19 protein-coding genes and 1 tRNA gene are annotated in these 24,518 nt (G+C 58.9%); 12 read left to right on the top strand and 8 right to left on the bottom strand.

Annotated elements, in window-relative coordinates; genetic code table 11:
* Window positions 1-39: 39 nt before the first annotated feature.
* The 4 genes from I5L79_RS17625 to I5L79_RS23680 all read right to left on the bottom strand — a co-directional run bounded on the left by I5L79_RS17625 (window position 40) and on the right by I5L79_RS23680 (window position 6,813).
* Window positions 40-828: an undecaprenyl-diphosphate phosphatase gene (locus I5L79_RS17625; RefSeq protein WP_196956387.1), complete on the bottom strand. Its 789-nt coding sequence runs from the start codon at window positions 826-828 to the stop codon at window positions 40-42.
* Entirely contained in the window at window positions 829-1,149 is a 321-nt protein-coding gene (locus I5L79_RS17620; RefSeq protein WP_196956386.1) for a DUF3098 domain-containing protein, read from the bottom strand.
* A 66-nt stretch (window positions 1,150-1,215) separates the two neighbouring features.
* Window positions 1,216-2,109: a cell division protein FtsX gene (locus tag I5L79_RS17615; RefSeq protein ID WP_196956385.1), complete on the bottom strand. Its 894-nt coding sequence runs from the start codon at window positions 2,107-2,109 to the stop codon at window positions 1,216-1,218.
* Between the two features lie 120 nt (window positions 2,110-2,229).
* Entirely contained in the window at window positions 2,230-6,813 is a 4,584-nt protein-coding gene (locus tag I5L79_RS23680; protein WP_196956384.1) for a translocation/assembly module TamB domain-containing protein, read from the bottom strand.
* 294 nt (window positions 6,814-7,107) lie between these two features.
* Here I5L79_RS23680 and tsaD point away from each other — a divergent pair, with 294 nt between their 5' ends.
* The 4 genes from tsaD to I5L79_RS17590 all read left to right on the top strand — a co-directional run bounded on the left by tsaD (window position 7,108) and on the right by I5L79_RS17590 (window position 10,438).
* Window positions 7,108-8,112: a tRNA (adenosine(37)-N6)-threonylcarbamoyltransferase complex transferase subunit TsaD gene (gene tsaD / locus I5L79_RS17605; protein WP_196956383.1), complete on the top strand. Its 1,005-nt coding sequence runs from the start codon at window positions 7,108-7,110 to the stop codon at window positions 8,110-8,112.
* A gap of 143 nt (window positions 8,113-8,255) precedes the next feature.
* Window positions 8,256-8,729 (top strand): SsrA-binding protein SmpB, encoded by a 474-nt coding sequence (smpB, locus tag I5L79_RS17600; protein ID WP_196956382.1) that lies wholly within the window; start codon window positions 8,256-8,258, stop codon window positions 8,727-8,729.
* A gap of 140 nt (window positions 8,730-8,869) precedes the next feature.
* Window positions 8,870-9,673 carry a C40 family peptidase gene (locus tag I5L79_RS17595; RefSeq protein WP_231403185.1) on the top strand — a complete coding sequence of 268 codons (804 nt, stop codon included), beginning with the start codon at window positions 8,870-8,872 and terminating at the stop codon, window positions 9,671-9,673.
* Window positions 9,674-9,943: 270 nt separating this feature from the next.
* Entirely contained in the window at window positions 9,944-10,438 is a 495-nt protein-coding gene (locus I5L79_RS17590) for an HNH endonuclease (protein ID WP_196956381.1), read from the top strand.
* Window positions 10,439-10,574: 136 nt separating this feature from the next.
* On the opposite strand, the gene I5L79_RS17585 is transcribed toward I5L79_RS17590, so the two are convergent.
* On the bottom strand, window positions 10,575-11,444 hold the full coding sequence (locus tag I5L79_RS17585) for an alpha/beta fold hydrolase (RefSeq protein WP_196956380.1): 870 nt from the start codon (window positions 11,442-11,444) through the stop codon (window positions 10,575-10,577).
* A gap of 138 nt (window positions 11,445-11,582) precedes the next feature.
* Between I5L79_RS17585 and I5L79_RS17580 the strand changes: the two genes are divergently transcribed.
* From I5L79_RS17580 to cphA, 6 genes are all read left to right on the top strand, one after another.
* On the top strand, window positions 11,583-12,821 hold the full coding sequence (locus I5L79_RS17580) for a DUF3298 and DUF4163 domain-containing protein (protein ID WP_196956379.1): 1,239 nt from the start codon (window positions 11,583-11,585) through the stop codon (window positions 12,819-12,821).
* A 232-nt stretch (window positions 12,822-13,053) separates the two neighbouring features.
* Window positions 13,054-14,118 (top strand): fatty acid desaturase family protein, encoded by a 1,065-nt coding sequence (locus tag I5L79_RS17575; RefSeq protein ID WP_196956378.1) that lies wholly within the window; start codon window positions 13,054-13,056, stop codon window positions 14,116-14,118.
* A gap of 138 nt (window positions 14,119-14,256) precedes the next feature.
* The gene (locus tag I5L79_RS17570) at window positions 14,257-14,724 is read left to right on the top strand and encodes a carboxypeptidase-like regulatory domain-containing protein (protein ID WP_231403184.1); all 468 of its coding nucleotides are present in this window, start codon (window positions 14,257-14,259) and stop codon (window positions 14,722-14,724) included.
* 161 nt (window positions 14,725-14,885) lie between these two features.
* Complete coding sequence (gene rpsA, locus I5L79_RS17565) at window positions 14,886-17,054, top strand: 30S ribosomal protein S1 (RefSeq protein ID WP_231403183.1); 2,169 nt, start codon at window positions 14,886-14,888, stop codon at window positions 17,052-17,054.
* Window positions 17,055-17,209: 155 nt separating this feature from the next.
* Window positions 17,210-17,280, top strand: a tRNA-Cys gene (locus I5L79_RS17560).
* 259 nt (window positions 17,281-17,539) lie between these two features.
* Entirely contained in the window at window positions 17,540-20,173 is a 2,634-nt protein-coding gene (cphA, locus tag I5L79_RS17555) for a cyanophycin synthetase (RefSeq protein ID WP_196956376.1), read from the top strand.
* Window positions 20,174-20,391: 218 nt separating this feature from the next.
* On the opposite strand, the gene I5L79_RS17550 is transcribed toward cphA, so the two are convergent.
* A complete protein-coding gene (locus I5L79_RS17550; protein WP_196956375.1) occupies window positions 20,392-21,339 on the bottom strand; it encodes a hypothetical protein in 948 nt (315 codons plus the stop codon).
* A gap of 110 nt (window positions 21,340-21,449) precedes the next feature.
* Here I5L79_RS17550 and I5L79_RS17545 point away from each other — a divergent pair, with 110 nt between their 5' ends.
* The gene (locus tag I5L79_RS17545; RefSeq protein ID WP_196956374.1) at window positions 21,450-22,052 is read left to right on the top strand and encodes a methyltransferase domain-containing protein; all 603 of its coding nucleotides are present in this window, start codon (window positions 21,450-21,452) and stop codon (window positions 22,050-22,052) included.
* A gap of 111 nt (window positions 22,053-22,163) precedes the next feature.
* Window positions 22,164-22,988: a 3-deoxy-8-phosphooctulonate synthase gene (gene kdsA / locus I5L79_RS17540; protein WP_196956373.1), complete on the top strand. Its 825-nt coding sequence runs from the start codon at window positions 22,164-22,166 to the stop codon at window positions 22,986-22,988.
* Window positions 22,989-23,180: 192 nt separating this feature from the next.
* On the opposite strand, the gene I5L79_RS17535 is transcribed toward kdsA, so the two are convergent.
* On the bottom strand, window positions 23,181-24,011 hold the full coding sequence (locus tag I5L79_RS17535; RefSeq protein ID WP_196956372.1) for an O-methyltransferase: 831 nt from the start codon (window positions 24,009-24,011) through the stop codon (window positions 23,181-23,183).
* Between the two features lie 111 nt (window positions 24,012-24,122).
* Complete coding sequence (gene apaG / locus I5L79_RS17530; protein ID WP_196956371.1) at window positions 24,123-24,509, bottom strand: Co2+/Mg2+ efflux protein ApaG; 387 nt, start codon at window positions 24,507-24,509, stop codon at window positions 24,123-24,125.
* Window positions 24,510-24,518: the final 9 nt, after the last annotated feature.

Here is a 24,518-nt window from a genome sequence, read left to right as displayed (position 1 = left end):
GGCCCGCACCGGGGCGCGGGCCGAAAAAACGGTAGCGGCTTAAAGCACGTGCAGGTCGATGCCCAGCGCCATCATCACAAGAATAACCACGCCCACCACAATGCGGTACAGCCCAAATGCGCGGAATCCGAACCGCGACACAAAATCAACGAAGGTCTTAACGGCCAGCAGGGCCACAATAAAGGCTACCACGTTGCCGAACAGCAGCAATTTGAGGTCTTCGGCGCCGGGCGGGGCTATTTTGTAGGTTTTATAGAGCTGGTAGGCCGTGATGACGAACATGGTCGGCACCGCCAGCAGAAAGGAGAAGTCGGCGGCGGAGCGCCGGTCAAAGCCCTGGGCCAGGCCGCCCACGATGGTGGCCGCCGAGCGGCTCACGCCGGGTACCAGCGCCAGGCACTGAAACAGCCCGATTTTGAGCGCCTGCCGGAAGTTCGGCGTGGTCACTTCCTTGCGCGGGCCGCTGAATACTTTGTCGATGAACACCAGCACCACGCCGCCCACCAGTAGGGCCCAGGCCACCACGGCCACGTTTTTGAGCAAACTTTCAATCACATCCTTCAGCAGAAAGCCCAAAATGCCGAAGGGCACGAAGGCTACGGCCAGCTTCAGGTAGAAGTCGAAGCTCTGCACAAACCGCCGCCAGTAGAGCACCACCACCGACAGGATGGCACCCAGTTGAATGGAGGTGATGTAGGTATCGGTAAATGTCAGCTGCCCGATACCGAGCAGGTTGGCCACGATAATCATGTGTCCCGTGCTGGAAACGGGCAAAAACTCCGTCAGGCCCTCAATGATGGCTAGGAGCAGGGCGTGCCAGTAACTCATCTAGGGACGCTTGTAGGTAGGACGGGTCGGCTCTGCCGGAGCAGCCGGAGTTACCGGGGCAGCGGGAGCGGCCGGCGTAAACGTCGTAGCTGCGGTGATAGGGGCCGCTTCGGTTACGTTGCCTGACTTCGCCATAATGGCAAAAAACTCCACTACGAACCCGGCAAATAAAAGCAGCGGCCCCAGCGTAATGCCCAGAAACCCTTCGCCGTACTCGGTCGTGTCAAGCGTCATGGTAATGAAGCCGGCAGCCAGCAGGGCCAGGCCTATGAACATCAGCCGGTAGTTGCGCGGCCCGAAAGCGAAACGTTGATTTGCCATAAAGTCGTTGTTCGTTATTAGGTTTTCGTTTTTGGTCAGCAGCCTGCGCAAGCCAGCAACTCACATTTAATACAGCTCATCCAAGGAAAGGCGAAGGTACTTACGCACGGCACGGAAAGAGCTGATAAAGCCGATAAAGGAGCCCAGGGCCACCAGAAATACCAGCAGCACGGCCAGTAGCCGCTCGTCGCGGAGCAGGCGCAGCTCCTCCACGCGCAGGTAGGCATACTGCAGCAAGGCCAGCAGCAGCAAGGCCGCCAGCAGCCCGCTCACGAATCCCTGCCAAGTAGCCCGCCGCAGAAACGGCCGCTGAATGAACATGGACGTAGCGCCCACCAGCTGCATACTCCGAATGAGAAACCGTTGCGAGAACAAGGCCAGCTTGATGGTATTGTTGATGAGCACTACGACGACAATAGTCAGCACGGCCGCGAAGCCTAGCAGCACTAGGCTGATGTTGCGCAGGTTGTGGTTGATGGATTCAATAAGGCTTTGCACGTACTGCACCTCGAACACGCCGGTTTCGGCGCGCAGCTCTTTTTCCACCCGGGCCAGACCGGCTTTGTCCGTAAACTCAGGGTTGATTTTGAGGATATAGGCGTCGCGCAGCGGATTGTCGCCCAGAAACTGCTGAAAATCCTCCCCGGTCTGCTCCACGAACTGCCGGGCCCCTTCTTCTTTCGAAAGAAACCGTACCTGGGGTTGGTTGTCGCGGAAGGCAATGAAGGGCTTGGCGGCAAAGGTCTGCTGCAGGCGCAGCAGCTGGGCCTCGGGCAGGTCGCGCTCCAGGTATACCTGCATTTCCAGGTTTTCCTTCACCACCTCCGACAGCCGGTGCGCGTGTAGCAGCAGCAGGCCAAACAACCCAATCACCAGCAAGGCCAGCGTAATGCTGAACACCACCATCGTGTGCGGATAGGAGCCAAGCTTTTTCTTGCGGGTCGGGCGCGTTGGAGGCATAGAGGGCAAAAATAGCGGTTAGTTCTTCGTTTTTTGTTTTTGGTTGTTTGTTGATGGTTATCAGTAGGTAGCTTCCCATGTCGACCATCAACCAAAAGCGAAGAACTAAAAACTAAAAACTCAATTAACCACCGTCCGCGGGTCGTCGTCGATGTTTAGCTCACGGGCTTTGCGGGAGGCTTCGTCGCGGCGGCGCAGGCGCTTGCGGGCCAGCAGCTCGCGCAGGGAGTTGAACTGCTCGGTGTGCAGCACGCTCATGCCGGCCCGGGCCTGGTTCTGGTTGCTGGCAGCTATGGCTTGGCTGAAGTCGCGCGGGGTGGTTTCGTAGCGCAGGCGCAGGCGCAGCTTGCCGTCCTCGCGCAGAAAATACTCCAGGCTCAAATCCCCCACCAGCGAGTTTTGCGCCCCCGGAATCACGGTGCCATCGGAGGTAGTTACGGGGGCGTTGCTGAATCCGCCCTCCCGCGTCACGCGCAGGCGGCCGCCCAGCAGGTTGTAGCTCAGGCGCACCTGCAGGGCCTGCAGCTCCTCAGGCGTCACCCCGTTGATGTTGAAGGCAATTTCCAGGTTGGGGTCAATCTGGGCCGTGAGCAGCCCGAGCTGGGTGGAAATAATCTGCCCCACGCTATTGCCCACGCCTAAATCGGAGCCCGCAAACTTGCCCACGCCCGACAACGACCCCGGTGAGGTGAGCTGCCGGAATACAATCAAACTGAATACCTGCCGGTTAAGCTCCTGCTCGTCGTTGCGCAAAGAGGTAATAAACGAGGTCAGCTCGCCTTCTGCCGAAGAGGGAATGTCGTTGAATTCCAGGCTTAGCTGAATGACCGGCAGCAGCAGCGGCCCGGTCAGGTTCATCACAGCCGTCACGGGAATGGTGGCGGTGCTGTTGGCAATAATAGGCGCCAGGGAGGTGCGCTGCGTGTAGGTGGCCGTCACGTTCATCTGCCCGTCCAGCGGGTTGCCGTTCCAGCTGATGGTGCCGCCCGGCCGCACCTGAAACTCTTTGTTCACGAGACCCTGCAGGGTAAAGTTGTAGAGCCCGCGCACGATTTCCACTTGCCCGTACATGTTGAATTCGCCCCGCGTGTCGATGTTCAGGCGCAGCTGCCCGCTGGCCGTGCCCCGGATAACGTCGCCGGTGCTTTCGTTGAGCAGGACTTCGATGTAGGCGTCGGGCGTGATTTCGAGGTTGAAGTTGAGCCGGATGCCTGACAGGTCAATCCGGCCCTCGGCCTCGGTAGGTACGCGTACGGTGCGGGCCGTGTCGGGCAGGTTGCGGTTCACGAACTTGATGTAGCTGGCCTGCTCCACCTTAGCGGCGTTGTCCAGCGGCAAGGAAAACCGGGTGCCATCCTCGCTGCGGGCCGTCACAAACACCACCAGGTTATCGGAGGGCCCGGTTATGCGGGCGTCGCCGGTGGCATAGGCCGTCCCGAAATACAGGTCGTTGTCCTTGCGGGTGGTGTTGAGCACCTGCAGCTTGCGGAACGACGCCGTCAGCGCCATCGACATATTCTGGAACCCCTGGTGGAAGATGTTACCGTTCAGGGTGCCATAGTTGCCCAGCGGGTCGCGCAGCCGGATGTTGCGAAACCCGATCCGGTCTTCCTGAAAGCGAATCCGGTCGGCAAAGGTGTAGGTGGTGCCCAGGTAATCGAAAGTGAGTCGCCCATCAGTCACGTCGATGGTGCCGATGAGGTTGGGCGCGGCCAAGCGGCCGGTGAGACGTAGCGTGCCATTGGCCAGGCCGCCCATATTGCTGAACAGGGTGTTGAGCAGGGGCTCGGCCAGCTTCACGGGCGCGTCGTTCAGCACGGCCGTCACGTTCAGCTGGTCCACGGCTTCGCTGGGCTTGTAGGTACCGCTGAGGGCCACTAGGCGCTGCTGGTCACGGAGCACATTGGCCGAAAGGCGCAGCAGCTGAGCCGGGTTGTCCCAGTCGGCTACGCCCGCTACGTCACCTATCAGCACGTTGTCAAATACCAGCGAATCTACGTCGAGCCGGGCGCTGGCTACCAGCTGGCCGTAGACGCCGCGCAGGTCGCCCACCGCATTTACGCGGCCGGTAATATTCTGGTGGGTGAGTTGGTTGAGCGTGCCCAGCTCAAAGTTCTGCACCGCCAGCCGTAGCAGCTTGCTAGGGTCCTGCGAAAGCTGGCCCTGGGCGCTGATGCTCTGCGAGCCGTTGGAAAGATTCAGGTTCTGCACGTCGATTTCGCGTCCGCCCCCGCTGATGAGCACGGAGTTTTCGGCCGCAATGGCCCAGTCGCGCCCCAGCAGGTTCACCCCCGACTGCCGGAACACAATCTGTACCGCCTGGGGCAGAAACGACAGCGCCCCGTTGATCTGCGCACGGTTGGTGGTGCCCGTCTGGGCCAGGGACGTCGAGAAGTTGATACGCTCCTGGTCCCACACGCCTTCCACGTAGAAATCCTGGGTGTTGCCCAGCCCCGGCACGCGCTGCCGCTGCGAGGTCACGCTGGCCTGGGCCAGCACCTCAGGTTGGTACGGCAGCTTGGAGGTCGTGAAGTCGAAATCTGTGTTCAGCGTCCGTACGCTGTCGTACTGCAAGGCATCAAAATGTCCGCCCAGCGAGAAAATGGACGTGTTGCCGTTGCGGAAAGAGCCATCAATGCGCGAGTAATCGGAGAGCGTGAGAGCGGGCACAAACAGGTGCAGCACCGGATTTGGCCGCTTCAGGTACACATTCAGGTTAATGGCGTAGTCGGGGGTGGGCAGGCGGCGCTTGCGGCGGTAGTAGGCGGCGGTAGCGGCTTCGTCGCTTTCAAAGTTGAGCTGGTACTCCGTCAGCAGCGTCTGCACGTCGCGCATCACGCGGGAAAAGTCGAAGTTGCCCACGGCCGTGAGGTCGGCCACTTCAGAGCGCACCAGCAGGCGGCGCTGCCCGTCCGGGTCGCGGCGCGAAAACACGTCGAAGGTATCAATGGGCACCGTGCGGCCCTCGAAGCCCAGGCGGGAGTTGCGCAGCACAATGCTGCCCAAAAGCTTATCGAGCTGCAAACCCTGAAAGCGGACATCGGCGGTGGTGGCCAGCGTGAGGTTCTGCTTGGTGAGGCCGAGGGCGCGCAGGTTGGCGCGGCGCACGGTAGCCCGCAGGTCGAAGGCCTGCCGATTGGGGTTCAAATCCACACTGCCATCGGCGGTGGCGCGCAGGTTGGGGTCGTCGATGCTGAGCTTGCCCGCAAACGACTGGCGGCTGAACTGCCCGTTGGTGGTAATGTTGCGGTAGCGGTAGCCCTGCAGCCAGATGCTTTGCACGGTGGCATTGGCTCGTACCCGGGCCCCGGCGGGCGTGAAGCCCACGCCTGCCACGCGTCCGTTCATGGTCACGTCGCGCACCAGGCTTTCGTCGCCCAGTAGCTTGCCCAGCTGGAAGGCAGTGGTTTTCACGTTGCCCTCGTAGCTGGAGTTGCTTGGGTCAGTCTTGAACTTGAGGTTCACGTCGCTCACCACCGAGCCCAATGCTGTCTGGAACGAGCCATTAGCCACAAAGTCGTTGTAGAAGCCCAGGAACTGCCCTTTTAGCTTCACGGTGCCCAGCCGCTGCACGTAGGGCCAGCCCGAAGCCGGAACGTAGCGCCGGATGTCGCGCCCATCTACGATGGAGGGCTGTAGGCGCATTTCTACGAAGCTTTCCTTGAAATTGGGCAGGCCCTGGACGCTGATATTGCCCAGCACATGGGTGTTGCGGCCGTAGCGCACGTCCAGATTTTTGGTGGCGAAGTTGCGCACGTAGCCCTTAGCCTCGCCCGAGAGCAGCACGGTTTCGTGGAGCCTCTGCAGAAACTCCTGGGGCGCGAACTTGGCAATGTCGTCGGAGTACACCCGGGACGGGCTCAGGCGGGCAATGACCTTTACCGAGTCGTTGAAGTCGGTGAAGTTGAGAAAATGGTCGTATTCGAAGCGCAGGTAGTGGTGCAGTTGGCTGTTTTGTACCCGCAGGTTCAGCTTGTCGAACTCCCAGAACTTGCCGGCGTACGTCATATCGGCCGTCAGCTCGCGCAGGCGGGTGCCGGAAGGCGCATCCACGGTGCGCAGGCTTTGCACCCGGGTATAGATAGTGTCGCCGCGCAGCTGAATACCTGACAGGTCGCCGTAGATGCTGTCGAGGTACATGTGCGCATAGTCCATCGTGCGGCCGTAGTATGGCTCCCGGGGCTTGTTCCGGTCGTCGAGCACGAAGCGGCCGTTGCGCAGCCCGATGGCGTCAATCTTGAAGTCGAAAGGTTTGCTGACCTTGGTAGTGTCGGTAGGGCCAATAAGGCGCCGCACGGCGGAGAGAAATTCAGTGAGGTTGGTGCTGTCTGGCTGGCCGGGGTAGGTGATAAGCGAAAAGCGGGGCTCCTCCAGCGTGAGCTTGCCCACGTGCAGGTGGCTGGGGTCGAAAACCGAGAAGAGCGTGATGTCCGCATCGGCCCGCCCGATGTTGAACAGTTCGTTGCCGCGCCGGTCGAGCACGCGCACCTGCTCCAGCAGCACCCGCGAAAATGGGCGCACGTCTACCCGGCCCACCGTCACGCGGTGACCCAGGCGCTTGGTGAGCATGGTGGCCGCCTTGTGGGCCAGCCGCGTTTGCACTCCCGGCAGCCGCAACGCCACCAGCGTGCCAACCAGCACGAGGGCCAGCAGCAGCACCAGCCCGAGCAGGGCTTTCAGCAGAATGGAGAGGAAACGGGGCACGAAGGCAGAAAAAGAAAAACGCGGCAGCTAATCGGAACAAAGATAAAGGGTTGCCCAAGACCGTTGCCTGACGGGTATTTTTCGCTCAAAACGGCGGAAGTACGGCGCAGGTTGGCCCTGGTAAACGCCCGGCGCGGCAGTTTAGCGTTTTGCCCCGACCTTTGTCGGAGAAATTCTGAATTCTGAATGATGAATTCTGAATTTTACTTGAGAGGTTGTCTGGTGATAAGCCATGTGGCGCCAAACCGCCGGCTCAATTCATCATTCAAGATTCATAATTCAGAATTTAAAAAGATGCCGACTATTCTGGCCATTGAGAGTTCCTGCGACGATACTTCGGCAGCCGTTATGGTCGACGGGGAAATCCGCTCCAACGTGGTGGCTACCCAGCAAGTGCACGAGCAGTACGGCGGTGTTGTACCCGAGCTGGCTTCGCGTGCCCATCAGCAGCATCTCATTCCGGTAGTAGAAGCGGCCCTGCACAAGGCGGGCATCAGTAAAAAAGACCTCGACGCAGTAGCCTTCACGCAAGGACCGGGCCTGCTGGGCTCCTTGCTGGTGGGCGGTATGTTTGCCAAAACCCTGGCCCTGGCTTTGGGCAAGCCGCTTATTGCCGTGAACCACATGCGGGCCCACATCCTGGCCCACTTCATTGAGGAGCCGCGCCCCGTGTTTCCGTTTCTGTGCCTTACCGTGAGCGGGGGGCACACCCAGCTGGTCATCGTGCGCAGCGCCCTCAACATGGAAATCATCGGTCAGACCATCGACGACGCGGCCGGCGAAGCCTTCGATAAAACGGCCAAGCTGCTGGGCCTGCCCTATCCCGGCGGTCCTCACCTCGATAAGCTGGCTCGCCAGGGCAACCCCACGCGCTTCCCGTTTCCGGTAGGCGCCATGCCGGGCTACGACTTTTCCTTTAGCGGACTGAAAACGGCGGTGCTGTACTTCCTGAAGAAGGAAACCGCCCAGAACCCCGACTTCGCACAGGAAAACCTGGCCGACCTCTGCGCCAGCATCCAGCACACCATCATCCAGACGCTGCTCCGACAGTTGCGCCGCGCCGCCGCCGATAATGGCCTGACGCAGGTGGCGCTGGCCGGTGGGGTGGCCGCTAACAGCGGCCTGCGCCAAGCTTTGCAGGATGAAGCCGCCGCCCAGGGCTGGCAGGTATTTATTCCCGCTTTCCAGTTCTGCACCGACAACGCCGGTATGGTGGCCATGACGGCCCACTTTCAGTACCAGGCCGGTGATTTTGCTTCCCAACTCGTCAGCTCCGACCCACGCCTGAAACTCTCGTAGCCGAAAATTTCCGGTGGGTTTCGGCCCAAGGCATACTCCCGCTCCCGCCCTGCGTATAGCCGGCCAGCAAGCCGCTGCTGACTTCTTTCGACCTTTGTTGGCCAACTTTGGCGCTGTCGCCCCGGCCAACTTCCTTTCTTCCCATGGCCAAGCAAAAAGACGACAAGCCCAAGCACATCAACATCCAGAACCGCCGCGCCCGCCACGAGTACAGCTTCCTGGCGCAGTACGACGCGGGGTTGATGCTGCAGGGAACCGAAATCAAGAGCATCCGCGACGGCAGCGTACAGCTCCAGGACGGCTTCTGCTCCTTTCACCCCGATGGCAGCCTGTGGGTGCACAACGTGACCATTGCCAAGTACACCGAGGGTACCTACAACAACCACGAGCCCACCCGCCCGCGCAAGCTGCTGCTCAACAAGCGCGAGCTACGCCAGCTGGCCGATAAAGCCACCGAGCAGGGCCTCACCATCATTCCGGTGCGTATGTTCGTGAGTGAGCGGGGCTTTGCCAAGCTGGAAATTGCCCTGGCCAAAGGCAAAAAGCTCTACGACAAGCGCGAAGACCTCAAAGCCAAAGACCAGAAGCGCGAAATGGACCGCGCCCGGGATTATTAAGCAAAGTTGTGAAAGGTGAATTTGCGAAGCGCTGCTTGGCAAGTTCAGTTTAAAGGCAGAGTTTCGCATTATGGATGCGTAAGCCTGTCACAATAAAGGCTATTCGCATTTCACAACTTCACCTTTCACAACTTCACCATTTGGACCACGGAATTTGCGCGTTGAGCGCCGTGCCGGTGCGGGCCGAGCCTTCGGACAAGGCCGAGCTGGTAACCGAATTGATTTTTGGTGAATGCTATTCCATTCTGCTTTCCCAGGGCAATTGGCACCAAGTGCGCCTGGCCGCCGACCAGTACGTGGGCTGGATTGACTTCAAGCAGCACACGCCCGTCACGGGTGAGTATTTCTTGGCCTGGCAGCAGCAGGACCACCCGCGCTGCCTTGATGTGGTGCAGGTAGTAAGCGAAGCCAAAACCCGCATTCCCGTGACGCTGGGCTGCCGCCTGCCTTTTTTCGATGGGATGACGCTGCGCCTGGGCAGTCAGCAGCTGTTCTATAATGGCGCCGCCACTAACCCCCAGAATGGCCACGGCCCCCACGGCGCCGTAGAGCCGCGCCTGCGCCTGCTGCTGAAAGTAGCCCAGCTGTACCTGAAGGCGCCCTACGTGTGGGGCGGCAAAAGCGTGTTCGGCCTCGACTGCTCGGGCTTGGTGCAGCAGCTATACGGCCTCATTGGGGTGCAACTTCCCCGCGACGCCCGCCAGCAGATTGACTTTGGCGACCCGGTGCACTTCGTGACGCAGACCCGCGCCGGCGACCTGGCTTTCTTCGACAATGCCGATGGCCAAATCATTCATGTGGGCATAGTGCTCGACGACCAAGCCATTCTGCACGCCCACGGCGAAGTGCGCATCGACCCGCTCGACCACAACGGCATCTTCAACCGCGACCGGCAGAAGTACTCCCACAAGCTCCGCCTCATCAAGCGCCTGCTGGCGGAATAGCCAACCAGTCATTGCGAGGCGTAGCCGAAGCAATCCGTCCTGTACAGCGTTAGACACGTTCTTTTACCAGAAAGCCTCTGACGCCAGCGCGGACGTCAGGGGCTTTTCACATTTCAGAGCTTATTACGTTGCCCAGGACGGCTTGCTTCGCTTGGCTCGCAATGCACGCTTCACAACTTCCCCATTTCGCAACTTCACTCTTGCCTCTGTTGTTAATACGCTTAGAATCATCTAGCTTTCGCTGTACCCGATGATTCTGTATTCTAGCGTATGGACCACAAAGTGCTTGTTTTGAATGGCGACTATACGGCCATTACTCTGTGCAGCGTGCAAAAGGCCTTTGTACTGCTTTTTTTGGATAAGGCGGAAATGATTGCCAAGTCGGAGCAGGGCGTGCTGCGTACTATCTCGCAGGCGTTTCCCAAACCCAGCATCATCCGGCTGCAGCGCTACGTGCGCGTGCCCTACAAAGGCATTGCTCTCAGCCGCCACAACATCATGAAGCGCGACCATTTCGAGTGCCAGTACTGCGGCGCTACTAAAAATCTGACCCTGGACCACGTGCTGCCCAGGAGTAGGGGCGGGGACTCCAGCTGGAGCAACCTGCTCACGGCCTGTGCCCGCTGCAACCACGCCAAGGGCCACCGCACCCCTCAGGAAGCCGGCCTCACCATCAGGCAGCAACCCAAGAAACCCACGCTTTCCGGCTTCCTCAAGCTCAGTGCCGGTTCCATCGACGAAAACTGGCACGCGTACCTCAACTAACGGCAGCAGGCATTGGCCTCGCTGCCGTTTTTTAGTTTCCCAACTGGCAGGTAGAAGAAGCCGCCCATAAAAAGCGCCGCCAACTCCCGGAAAATCAGGAGCCGGCGGCGCAACAAACCCGAAGCGGGCGGGAATATTACCAGGCGAAGGCGTTGGAGTTCGTGACTTTGGTGCCGCCCACGAACTGAAGCAGGTCGTGGTTGAGGCGGTCCTTTTCGGTGATGAACAGGCCGTGTGGGGCCCCGCTGTACTCCACAAACTGGGCATGGGGCACAAACTGCGTCATCCGCTCCCCGCTTACTTTGGCGGGCACGGTGGCGTCGTCGCTGCCGTGAATAACCAGCGTGGGCACTTTGATGGTTTTCAGATCCTGGCGGAAGTCCGTGGCAGCAAAGGCGTACACGCACTGCTCAGTGGCGCGGGGCGAGGCGAGTTGGCACATGGCCTGCATCCAGTTCAGCGTAGCATTACTGACGGGGTGGCTGATGGTGCCTACCCCGAAGAACTGCTTGCCGAACGTAGCCAGAAAGTCGAACCGGTCTTTGCGGATGCCTTCCACCATCTTATCGAAGTTGGCTTTGGGCGCGCCATCGGGGTTGTCATCGGTTTGCAACAGGAAGGGAGTAACAGCCGAAACGAAAGCCACCCGCGAAACGCGGGCCCCGCCGTATTTAGCCATGTAGCGGGCTACTTCGCCCCCACCCATCGAGAAACCCACCAACGTTACGTTCTGCAGGTTCAGCTCGTCGAGCACGGCTTTCAGGTCGTCGGCAAAGGTGTCGTAGTCGTTGCCTTCCCAGGTTTTGGAGGAGTTGCCGAAGCCCCGGCGGGTGTAGGCTACCACGCGGTGGCCATGCTTGGGCAGCTCGGCCAGCTGGTACTCCCACATTTCATAGGTAGCGGGCCAGCCGTGTATCAGCACAATAGGGTCGCCTTCGCCCTGATCAATGTAATGCAACTTTATGTCGTGGCCGTTTACGTCGCGGCCGGCGGTGATGTAGCTCATGAAGTGTGGTGTGGAGAGTTGTGGAAATCAGTGTTGGTACATACGCGGCCAGCTAGGCCGTAGATCAGCTAAGGCCCGTATTATGTACACGGTAGAGCTTACGCGTGCTAAACGGAGGCTGCGTACGTTTGCCGGGCTATGTCAACTACCCGTTTCCTTTTCATTGGTGCCCTGAGCCTAGCGGCCCTGTCCTGCCGTTCCCGCTCCGCCGACGCCGACCAGGCCACAACCACGAGCCCTCCAGCTACTGCGCCTGCGGCTACTGCAACGCCCGACTCACCCGGGGCCACCTACGCGCAGTACCGGGGCGTGCTGCCCGGCTCCGCCGACTCCATTACGCTGCACCTGCAAACCTGGCCAAGCCGCCCCGGCGACACCGAAACCGAAGGCCTGCTGGGCACCTACGCCGGCTCCGACGGGCAGCCCTACCAGCTGGGCGGCCGGGGCAGTGCCTCTCCGGATAGCGTGGTGCTGGTTGATTTCAGCCCCGAGCACGCGCCGGAGCCGGGCGCCAATGGTCCGGCGTGGCGGCTGCGGCGCCAGGGCCGGGCGCTGGTGGGCACCTGGGATGGAAAACCAGTGCAGCTACGCCTGGCCCGGCCGGCCGGCAGTCTTGGGTTCCGTAGCGTTTTTCTGCAGGACTCCGTGGTGGCGTTTCCGGAGCTACCCAACTCGCCCCGCGCCCGCCTGAGCGTGCTGGCCCTAGAACCCCTGGCAGGCGGCGCGGCCTCCACCGCCCTCGCGGCCCACATGGTGCGCGGCCTGCGCGGCGACACCCTGCCCGATGCGCCGGTGCCCGCGCTGACGGCTTTTTGGCAGCAGCTCCGGCGCACCCACGCCCAGGACTACCGCCAGGACATGGCCGCCGTGCGGCCCGCGCCCGGCGACTCCACCGATTATCCGGAGTTCGGTATCGGCCTGAACTACGAGGAGCAGCATTTTGCCCACGTGCTCTGGAATCAGGCGCCGCTGCTGAGCCTGGGTTTCTACCACTACAGCTTCACGGGCGGTGCCCACGGCAACTACGGCACCACAGTCGCCAGCTTCGACACGCGCACCGGCCGCCGCCTTACCTACGAGGAGATTTTCCGGCCTGGCTCCGATGAAAAATTGCGGCCTCTGCTGGCCGCCGCCCTGCGGCGCGCCTATCAGCTGGCGCCAAGTGCCTCGCTTTCCGAGGTCATCTTTGAAGAGCCGCTAGCCGTTACCCACAACGTGTATTTGACCAGCGGAGGCGCGGTATTTATCTACGTGCCCTACGAAGTGGCCGCGTATGCCTTCGGCGAAATCCGGCTGTTTGTACCGCTCCGGGAGTTGCGGGGCCTGCTGAAACCCGGCCTGCCGCTACCGAGCGGGGGAGAGGTAGCCGCCCGGTAGCTGCTGCTTACATCAGACAATAAAGCAGGCGGGTAACCGCTCTGCTGCGCCCGCCGCTGCCTGCTGGCTGAACGATTCCCGGGTGGTTCCTGTCATAGGGCTACTTAGCCGGGTGCGCTTTGCTGGAAACCAGCAGCGGCAGCGGTTTACAAAATCCGGCTTTTTCAGTCCAGCGGCGTGCTGGCGCCGTAGATGACGGTACCTTTACGGCCGTTTCTTTTCCATTTCCTTCATGCAGCCACCCAAATTTTCCGCGTCCCGCTCTTTCCACCAGGAGCTGAAGCGCCGCACCAACGCGTATTTCCAGGAAGCCGGCAAATCCACCACCGGCGGTAAAAGCCTGTTTTTCAAAGCTGTTCTGCTGACGTCGGCTTTTGTAGCCGTGTATCTGCACCTCGTGTTCTGGACGCCACCGGCCCTGCTGGCTGTGGCAGAATGCATTGCACTTGGCCTCATTGGCGCGGCCATTGGCTTCAACGTTATGCACGACGGGGCTCATGGCTCTTTCAGCAAGTCGAAATTCGTGAACCAGTTTGCGGCTTTCACGCTCAACGTAATGGGAGGCAACTCCTTTATGTGGAACATGAAGCACAACCTCATCCACCACATGTACACCAACGTGGAAGGTGTGGATGACGACCTCGACGCCCAACCCTGGCTGCGCCTCAGCCCCGAGCAGCCCCGCCGCTTTCTGCACCGCTTTCAGCACCTGTACTTCTGGTTTTTCTACGCCTTGCTGTTCATTGCCTGGATTTTCTTCATGGACTACCAGAAGTATTTCAAAGGCAAAATCGGCGAAATGCCCATCAAGAAAATGTCCGCCACCGACCAGGGCGTGTTCTGGGGCTTCAAGGTGCTGCACCTGGGCCTGTTTGTAGCCCTGCCCATCTATACCGTAGGTTTCTGGAGCTGGCTGATTGGCTTCGGGGCCTTTGCCTGCGTGGCGGGCTTCACGCTCAGCATCGTGTTTCAGCTGGCCCACACCGTAGAGCATACCGACTTTGTAGTGCCCCACGAAACCACCCGCAAGATTGAGGACGAGTGGGCCATCCACCAGATCAAAACCACCGCCAACTTCGCTACCGACAGCAAGCTCATCAGCTGGCTCGTAGGTGGCCTTAACTTCCAGGTTGAGCATCACCTTTTCCCTACCATCTCCCACGTCCACTATCCGGCCCTGAATAAAATCATCCGCCAGATGTGCGAGGAGTTCAACATCGAGTACCACGAGTACCCCAAGATGCGCTACGCCGTGGCATCGCACGTAGCCCATTTGCGGGAGCTGGGGCGGCGGTAGATAATCGTAACATCACAAAAAAGCCTCACATGATTGTGAGGCTTTTTTGTGATGTTACGATTATCTTTAATGCTACCTATTTAAAGGCTCTGAAGATATATGAGAATTTCTCTGGTGTGTTTGCTGGTTTTAATAGATATGGGAAACCTATTCGCACAAACTGGTTCCTTGCAAGGAATGCTTTTCAATAGAATAACAAAGCAAGGTTTCTCCGCATCAGCTCAGATATGGTTTCCGGATCTAGATTTAGGAACGTTATCAGAACCGGATGGCAGCTTTAAGATTTATAACATTCCTATCGGCGTATATCGTCTAAACATTAAAAGCATTGGTTTTAGAGATACTACTATAATGCAGGTGAAAATTACTTCCGGACAGGCTACATCCGTAAATATCAACTTTCCTATTGGTTGCCACTTTAATAATCAAAAAGGAAATGAATGCCCTTATTGCAAAAAGCAGGACGCTACTATTCCAATTGTCTATGGTTTTCCAAGCAATAGAGTGATGCAACGCGCAAAACATAATAAGCTGAAATTAGGCGGCTGTGTAACTACAGGTTGTGACCCTCATTGGTATTGTAAAAGGGATGAGCGAGACTTCTAACGAGAACTTGCTGTAGATACAAAAACTCTGCCTTCCAATCCTTATCTTTGCGCCCCCGCCAGGGTGACGGGCCGGCGTAAGTGCGCTGTGTATCAAACAAAAACGCGTTCCGGAGGCGGGCCCTGCGCCGGACGTGTATACGAGGGCCACTGCATAATATCATGGCAGAAGTAGTAGACAACTTTGACTGGGACAACGTCGGAGCGAACAGCTTCGGAGGTAACTATACCGCCGAGCAGCGCGCCGAAATGGAGCAGATGTACGGTGAGACCCTCACGACGGTACAGGAAGAAGAAGTAGTAAAAGGCATCGTGGTAGGCATCACCGACCGCGACGTTATCCTCAACATCGGCTTCAAATCCGATGGCCTGGTGCCCCTTTCCGAATTCCGCGACCTGACCGACCTCAAAGTTGGTGATGAGGTTGAGGTGTTCATTGAAGACCAGGAAGATCAGAACGGTCAGCTGATCCTCTCGCGTAAGAAGGCGAAGATCAAGCAGGCTTGGAAAGCCATTTACGACGCCCTGGAAAACGACACCGTGCTGGAAGGCGTGGTAAAGCGTCGTACCAAAGGTGGTTTGATCATGGACCTGGACGGCGTAGAAGCCTTCCTGCCCGGCTCGCAGATTGACGTGAAGCCTATCCGTGACTTCGACATCTACGTGGGTCGTCGCATGGAAGTGAAGGTGGTGAAAATCAACGCCGCTTTCGACAACGTGGTTGTTTCGCACAAAGTCCTGATCGAGAAAGACCTCGAGAAGCAGCGCGAAGCCATCCTCAACAACCTGGAGAAAGGCCAGATCCTCGAGGGCGTTATCAAGAACATGACCAACTTCGGTGTGTTCATCGACCTCGGCGGCGTAGACGGCCTGCTGCACATCACCGACATTTCGTGGGGCCGCATTGCGCACCCCTCGGAGGTACTGCAGCTCGATCAGAAGCTCAACATCGTAGTTCTGGACTTCGACGAAGCCAAGAAGCGTATTTCTCTGGGCCTGAAGCAGCTGACTCCCCACCCATGGGATTCGTTGCCCCAGGACCTGCAGCCCGGCTCGAAAGTGCAGGGTCGCATCGTGAACGTGGCCGACTACGGTGCCTTCATGGAAATCGTGCCCGGCGTAGAAGGCCTGATCCACGTTTCGGAAATGAGCTGGAGCCAGCACCTGCGCAACCCGCAGGACTTCATCAAGCAGGGCGACGTAGTAGAGGCGCAGATTCTGACCCTCGACCGCGAAGACCGCAAGATGAGCCTGGGTATCAAGCAGCTGAGCGAAGACCCCTGGACGCGTGGTGACTTTGGCTCGAAGTACGCCGTGGGTACCAAGCACAACGGCCTCGTGCGTAACCTCACCAACTTCGGCCTGTTCGTAGAGCTGGAAGAAGGCGTTGATGGCCTCGTACACGTTTCCGACCTGTCGTGGACCAAGAAGGTGAAACACCCTTCGGAAGTGGTAAAGGTTGGCGACCGTCTGGACGTAGTAGTTCTGGAGCTGGACGTGAACAACCGCCGCCTGGCCCTGGGCCACAAGCAGCTGGAAGAAAACCCCTGGGATACGTTCCAGACGGTATTCACCCCTGGTTCGGTTCACAAGGCTACCATCACGGAGAAAACCGACCGCGGTGCCGTGCTCGAGCTGCCCTACGGCATCGAAGGCTTCGCCTATCCTAAGTCGCTGGCCAAAGAAGATGGCACGCAGGCTGAAAACGGCGAAACGCTGGACTTCCGCGTGATTGAGTTCTCGAAGGACGACCGCCGCATCGTGCTGTCGCACTCCGCTGCTTACAACCAGCAGGCCGATGAAGACAGCCGCAACGCCAAGTTCGCCAAGAAGAAGCCTGCCGGCGGTGCCGGTGCCGCTGCTTCGCAGGGTGAAGGCAAGCTGAGCGACCTGAAGAAGCCCGCTGCCGCTGAGAAATCAACCCTCGGTGACCTCGACGCCCTCAGCGCCCTGCGCGACAAAATGATGGGCAACGAGCGTGAGGCTGGTGAGCAGAAGCTGAAGACGCAGGCCGACAAAAAAGCTCCTGCCAAAGCTGACGAAGCTCCCACTGCCGAAGAAGGTGGCATCTTCGCCGCTGTAGCTGGTGCTGCTTCGGCCGCTTTCGACAAGGTGAAGGAAGTAACGGGGGATGCCGTGGAGGCTGCCTCGCACTCCAGCATTGTAGAGAGAGCTAAAGAAGTAGCCAGCGACGTAGTAGAAGCTGCTTCGCACTCCGGTATCGTGGAGAAAGCCAAGGAAGTAGCCGGCGACGTAGTAGACACGGTGAAAAACGCCCTGTCGAGCGACGAGAAAGCCGACGATAACGCTGAAGAGAAGAAGAACGCCTAAGCGGCCCTGCTTCTGGATTGCAAGAAAAGCCCCGGCATGCGCCGGGGCTTTTTTTATGACACATGGCCAGCTACTTACCCTTCATTGCCGGAAAAACCGCTGCGGGGTTTGGTGGAAGCCATATTAAGGTTGTAAGTTTGCAACCTCAAAAGCCCGGTGACGTGACCGAGTGGCTAGGTAGAGGTCTGCAAAACCTCCTACAGCGGTTCGAATCCGCTCGTCACCTCTTCTTACCTGCTATTTCCTGTTTTCTGGAAGGTATGGATGAGTGCCCCAGTCGATTAGCCCCGGCTGGGGCTTTTTTTGTGCCTGATGGCTCAGGGCTAAAGTAAAGGCGTCAATAACACGAGCTGCGCGCCCACTTGCCAGAAAAGAAGAAAAAAAGAGAAAAAAAGGTAGCCGCAGGTTTCCCGGGCGGGAATCCCTACATTTCGGTAGCCCGTACAACCGCGCACAAAACCCTGTTCTCTCCTTCTTTCGCTTATATGAAGATTGTTGACCTCCGCACTATGCGCGGGCCGAGCTATTGGTCGGTGAAGCACCACAAGATTATTGTGATGAAAGTAGACCTGGAAGATTTGGCCGATAAGTGGTCGAATGCCTTCTCGGGTCTCGACAAGCGCCTCACCAAGCTGCTGCCCGACCTGGGCCAGCCCCAGACCCACACCGCCTACGCTACGCCACAGGCCCTCAAGCACCCACCGCTCACCCAGGAGCTATTGGCCGATGGCGAGCCGCTGGGCCACGTCATCCAGCATGTGGCGCTGGAGCTGCAGCGCCTGGCCGGCATGACGGTACACTGGGGCAAATCGTACCCGGCGCACGAAGCTGGCGTAGAGTACGTAGTGTTTGCCTACCAGGAGGAGCGAGCCGGGCGCGTAGCGGGCAAGGCTGCCGTGGAGATTGTGGAGGCGCTGTGCCGCAAGCAGAAGGTCGATATCAAGCCCATTGTGGCCGAGCTGCACGACATCCGGGAAGAAGAGTTTTTCGGCCCGAGCACCTACAGCATTGTAGCCGAGGCGGCTTCGCGCAACATTCCCTACATTCAGCTGCAGGACAGCAGCATCATTCAACTGGGCTACGGCGTAAATCAAAAGCGCATCTGGGCTACCACCACCAGCTACACCTCACACGCCGGGGTAGAAGTGGCTGGCAATAAAAACCGCACCAAGGCTCTGCTCCGCAATGCGGGCGTACCGGTGCCCAACGGTACTACCGTCTACTCCGAGGCCGGCCTGCGCGACGCCATCGACGACCTGGGCTTCCCTATCGTGACCAAGCCGCTCGACGGAAACCACGGCAAGGGCGCTACCATCAACATCACCAACTGGAAAGATGCTGTAGCTGGCCTGAAAGCCGCACAGGTGTACTCGCGGGCCGTGATTGTGGAGCAGCTTATCGTGGGCGACGACTACCGCCTGCTGGTGGTAAATGGTAAGCTGGTGGCCGCCGCCAAGCGCACCCCCGCCGCCGTGAAGGGCGATGGCACCAGCACCGTGCAGCAGCTGATTGAGGAAGTAAACAAAGACCCGCGCCGGGGTGTGGGCCACGAAAAGGTGCTTACCAGCATCAAAGCCGACAAGCACACGCTGGATATCCTGAAAGGGCAGGGGCTGACCTTGAAGTCGGTGCTGCCGGCCGGGCAGATGCTTTACCTGAAAAGCACGGCCAACATCAGCACTGGCGGCACTGCCACCGACGTGACGGACATCGTGGACCCTTATAACGTGCTGCTGGCCGAGCGGGTAGCGGGCATTGTGGGCCTGGATATCTGCGGCATTGACTTGCTGACGACCGATATTGCTATTCCGCTGAATGAAACGCGCGGGGCGGTAATCGAAGTAAATGCTGCCCCAGGCTTCCGGATGCACATTGCCCCCACCGAGGGGCTGCCGCGCAACGTGGCTGCGCCGGTGGTGGATATGCTGTTTCCGCGCGGCAGCACCGCCCGTATTCCCATCATTGCCATTACGGGTACCAACGGCAAAACTACTACTACGCGCCTGATTGCGCACATGGTGGCTTCCAAGGGCTACAAAGTAGGCTTCACTACTACCGACGGCATCTACATCCAAGGCAAGCAGCTGCAGAAAGGCGACTGTACCGGCGGGCAAAGCGCGGAGTTCGTGCTCAAAGACCCTACCGTGAACTTCGCGGTGCTCGAAACGGCCCGCGGCGGTATGCTGCGCTCCGGCCTCGGCTTCCATACCTGCGACATTGCCGTGGTAACCAACGTCGCGGCCGACCATCTGGGCATGCGCGACATCCATACGGTGGAAGAAATGGCCGCTGTGAAGGGCGTGCTGCCGCGCACGGTGCGCAAAAACGGCTGGGCCGTGCTCAACGCCGACGACGACCTGGTGTACGCCATGCGCGAAAAGCTGGAGTGCCGCGTGGCGCTGTTCAGCATGGATGAAAACAACCCGCGCATCCTCGACCACGTGGAAAACGGCGGCGTGGCGGCCGTGTACGAAGAAGGCTACGTGAGCATCTACAAGAACTCCTACAAGCTGCGCATCGACCACGCGGCGGAATTCCCGGTGACGTTTGGGGGCCGTGCCCGCTTCAACATCGAAAACTCGCTGGCCACCGCTCTAACGGGCTACCTGTGCGGTTTTGAGAAAGATGAGATTAAGACTGCCCTACGCACCTTCGTGCCCTCCGGCTCCAAAACGCCGGGCCGTATGAACGTGTACAAGTTTCCGAAGTTCGAAGTCATTGTGGACTATGCTCACAACACGCACGGCATCGGAAAATTCGAGGAGTTCCTGAACCAGACGCCCGCTACGCGCAAAATCGGGATGGTGTCAGGCCTGGGTGACCGGCGCGATGAGGACACGCTGGGCTTCGCACGTATTGCGGGCCGCATGTTCGATGAAGTTATCCTGCGCCAGGACCGCGACTTACGGGGTAAAACCGCCGAGCAGCTGCGCGAAATTATGACGCGCGGCCTGCAGCTCGACAAGCCGGAGGTGCCCATCCGCTACATCGAAAACGAAATGGAGGCCATCGACTACGCGCTGCAAAATGCCCCGGAAGGTTCCGTGGTCGTCATGTTCACCGAAAACATCAGCGGCACCCTCAAAAAGCTGGATGAATTCGAGCAGCAGTTTCGTTAAATCGACGGAACCACGGATTGGCTACGCCGAACTTCGTTTCGCGCGGATTTATCGGATTCCACGGATTTCGTGGACGGCGCAATTAGTACCGGTAACATATAAGCAACAAAAAAGCCTCGCACTGCGAGGCTTTTTTGTTGCTGGAGAATCGTCCAAAAAATCCGTGGACTCCGATAAATCCGTGCGAAACGAAGTTCGGCGTAGCCAATCCGTGGTTCTTACTTCAGCGTGAACTTAGAGGTGCCGATCAGGTAGCCGTCGGCATACAGCTCGATGGTATGGGGACCGGGCTTGTAGTCGGCACCTTTGGCGTACACAAACTGGATACCCTGCTTGGTGTTGTCGAAAACCACTTCCTGCTTGGACGTGTAGAACGCCTCCGCGCCATCCACCATGAAGGTGCCGCCGCCGGTGCTCAGGTTGTACAGGGCCGAGCCGTCGGGCTCAATCAGGCGGAGCATAATCTGCTTGGTTTCCTTGGGGGCTACGTCGTTGCGAGCCAGGTTGAAGTTGATTTTCACCTTCTCCACGCGCTTGGCCTTGAACTCGTCGTTGTCGTCGTCCTTTTCCTTGCCGCGGCTGTTGATAACGTTCACACGGATGTTTTCGGCCTGCAGGCGCGAGGCAATATTGACTTTGTCCGTCAGCTCCTGGTTGGTGCGGGCAATGGTGCTGATGGTGTCGGTCAGCTTGTTCTGGCGCTCCTTCAGCGTGGTGGTTTCGGTGTAGAGGGCCTCGTTATCGGCCTTCAGCTTGGCAATTTCCTCGTCTTTCACCCGCAGCTGACGCTCGAAGTTGGCGGCCCGGTCGCGGAAGCGCTTCTGATCGGTGATGGTAAACGAACCGGCGCGGAAGGAGCGGAGCTTCAGCAGGTCGGCGTTGATGGAGGCAATGCGGTTTTTCAGCGAGTCGTTGGCCAACCCCATGCCCTGCATTTCCTGGCTCTGGCGCTCAAAATCAGCCTTCAGGGCCTCATACTGCTTGATTTGCTCCTCCAGCTTTACATCCTTGGCTTTTACATCGGCCGTGAGCTGCTCGTTCTGCTTGCCTTTCTGCTGGTTCATGTAGAAAAGGACACCGTTGATGCCCAACAGCACCAGAATCAGGGCGACAATCAGCAGCACGCGGCTGTTGTTCTTGGGCTCCGGGGTTTGATTTTGTTCCATTACAAAGAGGTTAGGTGAGAGACCGGACAATCCGGGATGGGCAGTACCTTCAGGCAAAAATAACGGAGTTCCGTACCTGGGCAAGCCCCAAGGTACAATCCTGCCCGAATATGTCGCCTGAATCTGCTCTCGATGCCGCCTACTGGCAGCAGCGCTACGCCCTCGGCCAGACTGGCTGGGACGCCGGCGCTATAACACCGCCCCTACGCGAGTATTTCGCGCAGCTGGGTCCGCCCGATGCCCGGCGCATTCTCATTCCCGGGGCCGGCCGGGCCTACGAAGCCGAGTACCTGCACCGCCAGGGCTGGCCCCAGGTATTTGTGGTCGACGTGGCTCCGCAGCCGCTCCGGGACCTACAGCAGCGCGTGCCCGATTTCCCGGCCGCGCACCTGTTGCTGCAGGATTTCTTCGCGTTGGAGCCTGCGCCGCCCTATGATCTTATCGTGGAGCAAACCTTCTTCTGCGCCCTCGACCCCGCTCTGCGCCCCGACTACGCCCGGCAGTGCGCTCATCTGCTCCGGCCGGGCGGTACGCTCACGGGCCTGCTCTTCGATACGGAGTTCAGTCAGCCTGGCCCGCCGTTTGGCGGCACGCGGGAAGAGTATCGGTCGTACTTTGCGCCGTACTTTGAGTTCAAGCATTTTGAAACTGCCACCAACTCGCTCAAGCCCCGGCAGGGGAGGGAGCTGTTCATCTGTTTGAAAAAGAAGTGACACGTAACAGGTAAAAGGTGACACGTGACAAACTCAAAACAGTTGGTGTTTCTTCTGCCTGTCACGTGTCACCTTTTACCTGTTACGTGTCACCTCATTCCTCTTCTCCCCATGATTGAAACTCTCGCCAACGCGCTACCGCACTTTCGCAATACCAATTCCGGCCAGTTTTTTCTGATGGCCGGGCCCTGCGTGATTGAGGGCGAAGACATGGCCCTCCGCATTGCCGAGCAGGTGCGCACCCTCTGCGACAAGCTGCAGATTCCGTACATCTTCAAAGGCTCCTACCGCAAGGCCAACCGCTCCCGCCTGGATTCCTACACCGGTATTGGCGACGAAAAAGCATTGAAAATTCTGCAGAAAGTAGGTCAAGAAATCGGAGTGCCCACGGTTACGGATATTCACGAATCGGATGAGGCCGCGCTGGCCGCCGGGTACGTGGACGTGCTGCAGATTCCGGCGTTCCTGTGCCGGCAGACTGACCTGCTGATTGCGGCGGCCCAGACGGGCAAGGTGGTCAACATCAAAAAAGGTCAGTTCCTGAGCGGGGAGGCCATGCAGTTTGCGGTGGATAAAGTGCGCCAGTCGGGCAATGAGCACGTAATTCTGACGGACCGCGGCAACTCCTTCGGCTACTCCGACCTGGTGGTGGACTTCCGCAACCTGCCCGCGATGCGCAGCTTCGGGGTGCCCGTAGTGATGGACGTAACGCACTCCCTCCAAAAGCCCAACCAAAGCAGCGGCGTAACGGGCGGCATGCCCCAGCTTATCGAAACCATTGCCAAAGCCGCCATTGCCGTGGGCGCCGACGGCCTGTTCATCGAAACGCACCCCACGCCCGCCACCGCCAAATCTGACGGCGCCAATATGCTCCCGCTCCAGCAGCTGGAAGACTTACTGATAAAGCTGACGCGGGTACGCGACGCCGTGCGGTAAAAACCGGTGTCATTGCGAGGACGATGGACATTCCGCGTATAAAGCGGCGTCAATCCGCCCGGAGCAATACACAACGCCCTAAAATGTGAAAAGCCCTTACTCGTTGCGCACGAGTAAGGGCTTTCTGGTAGAAGAGCGTTTCTGATTTTACTCAGGGTGGATTGCTTCCCACTGCTCGCAATGACGCGGGACTCAAGCCGACAGCCACCGTGTGCGCTCCAATAGCTTATCCACAGTGTGGTTGAAGCGAAGCACGAAATGCTGCTTCGGCTGACTTTTTCGGAAAAATACCAAGCCCACGAAAAACAGGTCGATGGTGAGCGTCACCTCGGGGTGCTGCTTGATGGCGGCCCAGGCTCGTTCCATTTCCGGTGACCAGTGAATATCGTCCAAGACGAACAGGCTCTCGTCGGTGCGGTAACGGAGGCACTGCTCGAAGTAGCGCATGGTGGGCTCGTAGCGGTGGTTGCCGTCGAAAAAGGCAAAATCCAACGACTGACTTAACTGGGCCAGGGCTGGGGCCAGGGTTTCGTCGAGGTTGCCTTCGATGAGCTGAATGTTATTCAGTTTAAGCTCCTGGAAAGTCTGCCGGGCCACAGCCGCCGTGGCGGGGCAGCCCTCAAACGTGAGTACTTGTGTCCGTGAGTTGGCGGCGGCCAGATAGGCAGTAGTGAGGCCCAGGGACGTGCCCAGCTCCACCACGGTGCGCGGCTGCCGCCAGTTCACCAGCCGGAATAACAGTTGAGCCAACGGCTGCGGCTTAGCAGCTGTGCGGGTAATGTCGCGCACGCGGCGCTGGCGGCCGGCGCCCGTGTGTGAGCCGGCCCCAAAGTCCCGCACTGTCAGGACCTCCGAGCTGGCCAATAGCTTCCGGCGACGCTTTTCGATGGCCGCAAAGGCCGCGAATTCCCCGTCGTGGTTGATGACGTGTGCGTAGAGCCCAAAAACGAACGGGGAATGCAGCCCATGCGCGTTCCCCGAGCGGAGCAAAAACCGGAAGTAGCTAAGAATCTGGTGCAGCAAGAGGATAGGGGACTTAGGGACTTAGGGACTTAGGGGCTTGGTTGATGTTCAACGAACTGTTGTTTTTCAGAACATCAACCAAGTCCCCAAGTCCCTAAGACCCCCACTATACTAGTTCAACCGGAACGGGACGATGAGCGTGAACTCGGGAATGTCCACATCGAAGTGGCTGCCATCCACGAGGCGCTCCATCTGGTACGTGCCGCGCATCTTGCCCACGCCCGTCTTCAGGTTGCAGCCCGATACGTACTGGTGCGACTCGCCGGGCTCCAGCACGGGCTGCTGGCCTACCACTCCTTCGCCTTCCACCTCACGCACCACACCGTTGGCGTCGTAGATGTACCAATGGCGGCGTAAGAGCTTCACGGTGTACTCGCTATCGTTGCGGATAGCAATTTTATACGCAAAGACGTAGTGTTCCTGGCTGGGGCTGGAATAGTCGGGCAGATAGTTGGTCGTAACACTCACGGTTACTCCCTGCGTACTGATGGTATTCATGTCGGCAAG

Origin of the sequence: Hymenobacter guriensis, assembly GCF_015773195.1 — a bacterium.
Lineage (GTDB): Bacteria > Bacteroidota > Bacteroidia > Cytophagales > Hymenobacteraceae > Hymenobacter > Hymenobacter guriensis.
This window is presented reverse-complemented; position numbering and strand designations above follow the sequence as displayed.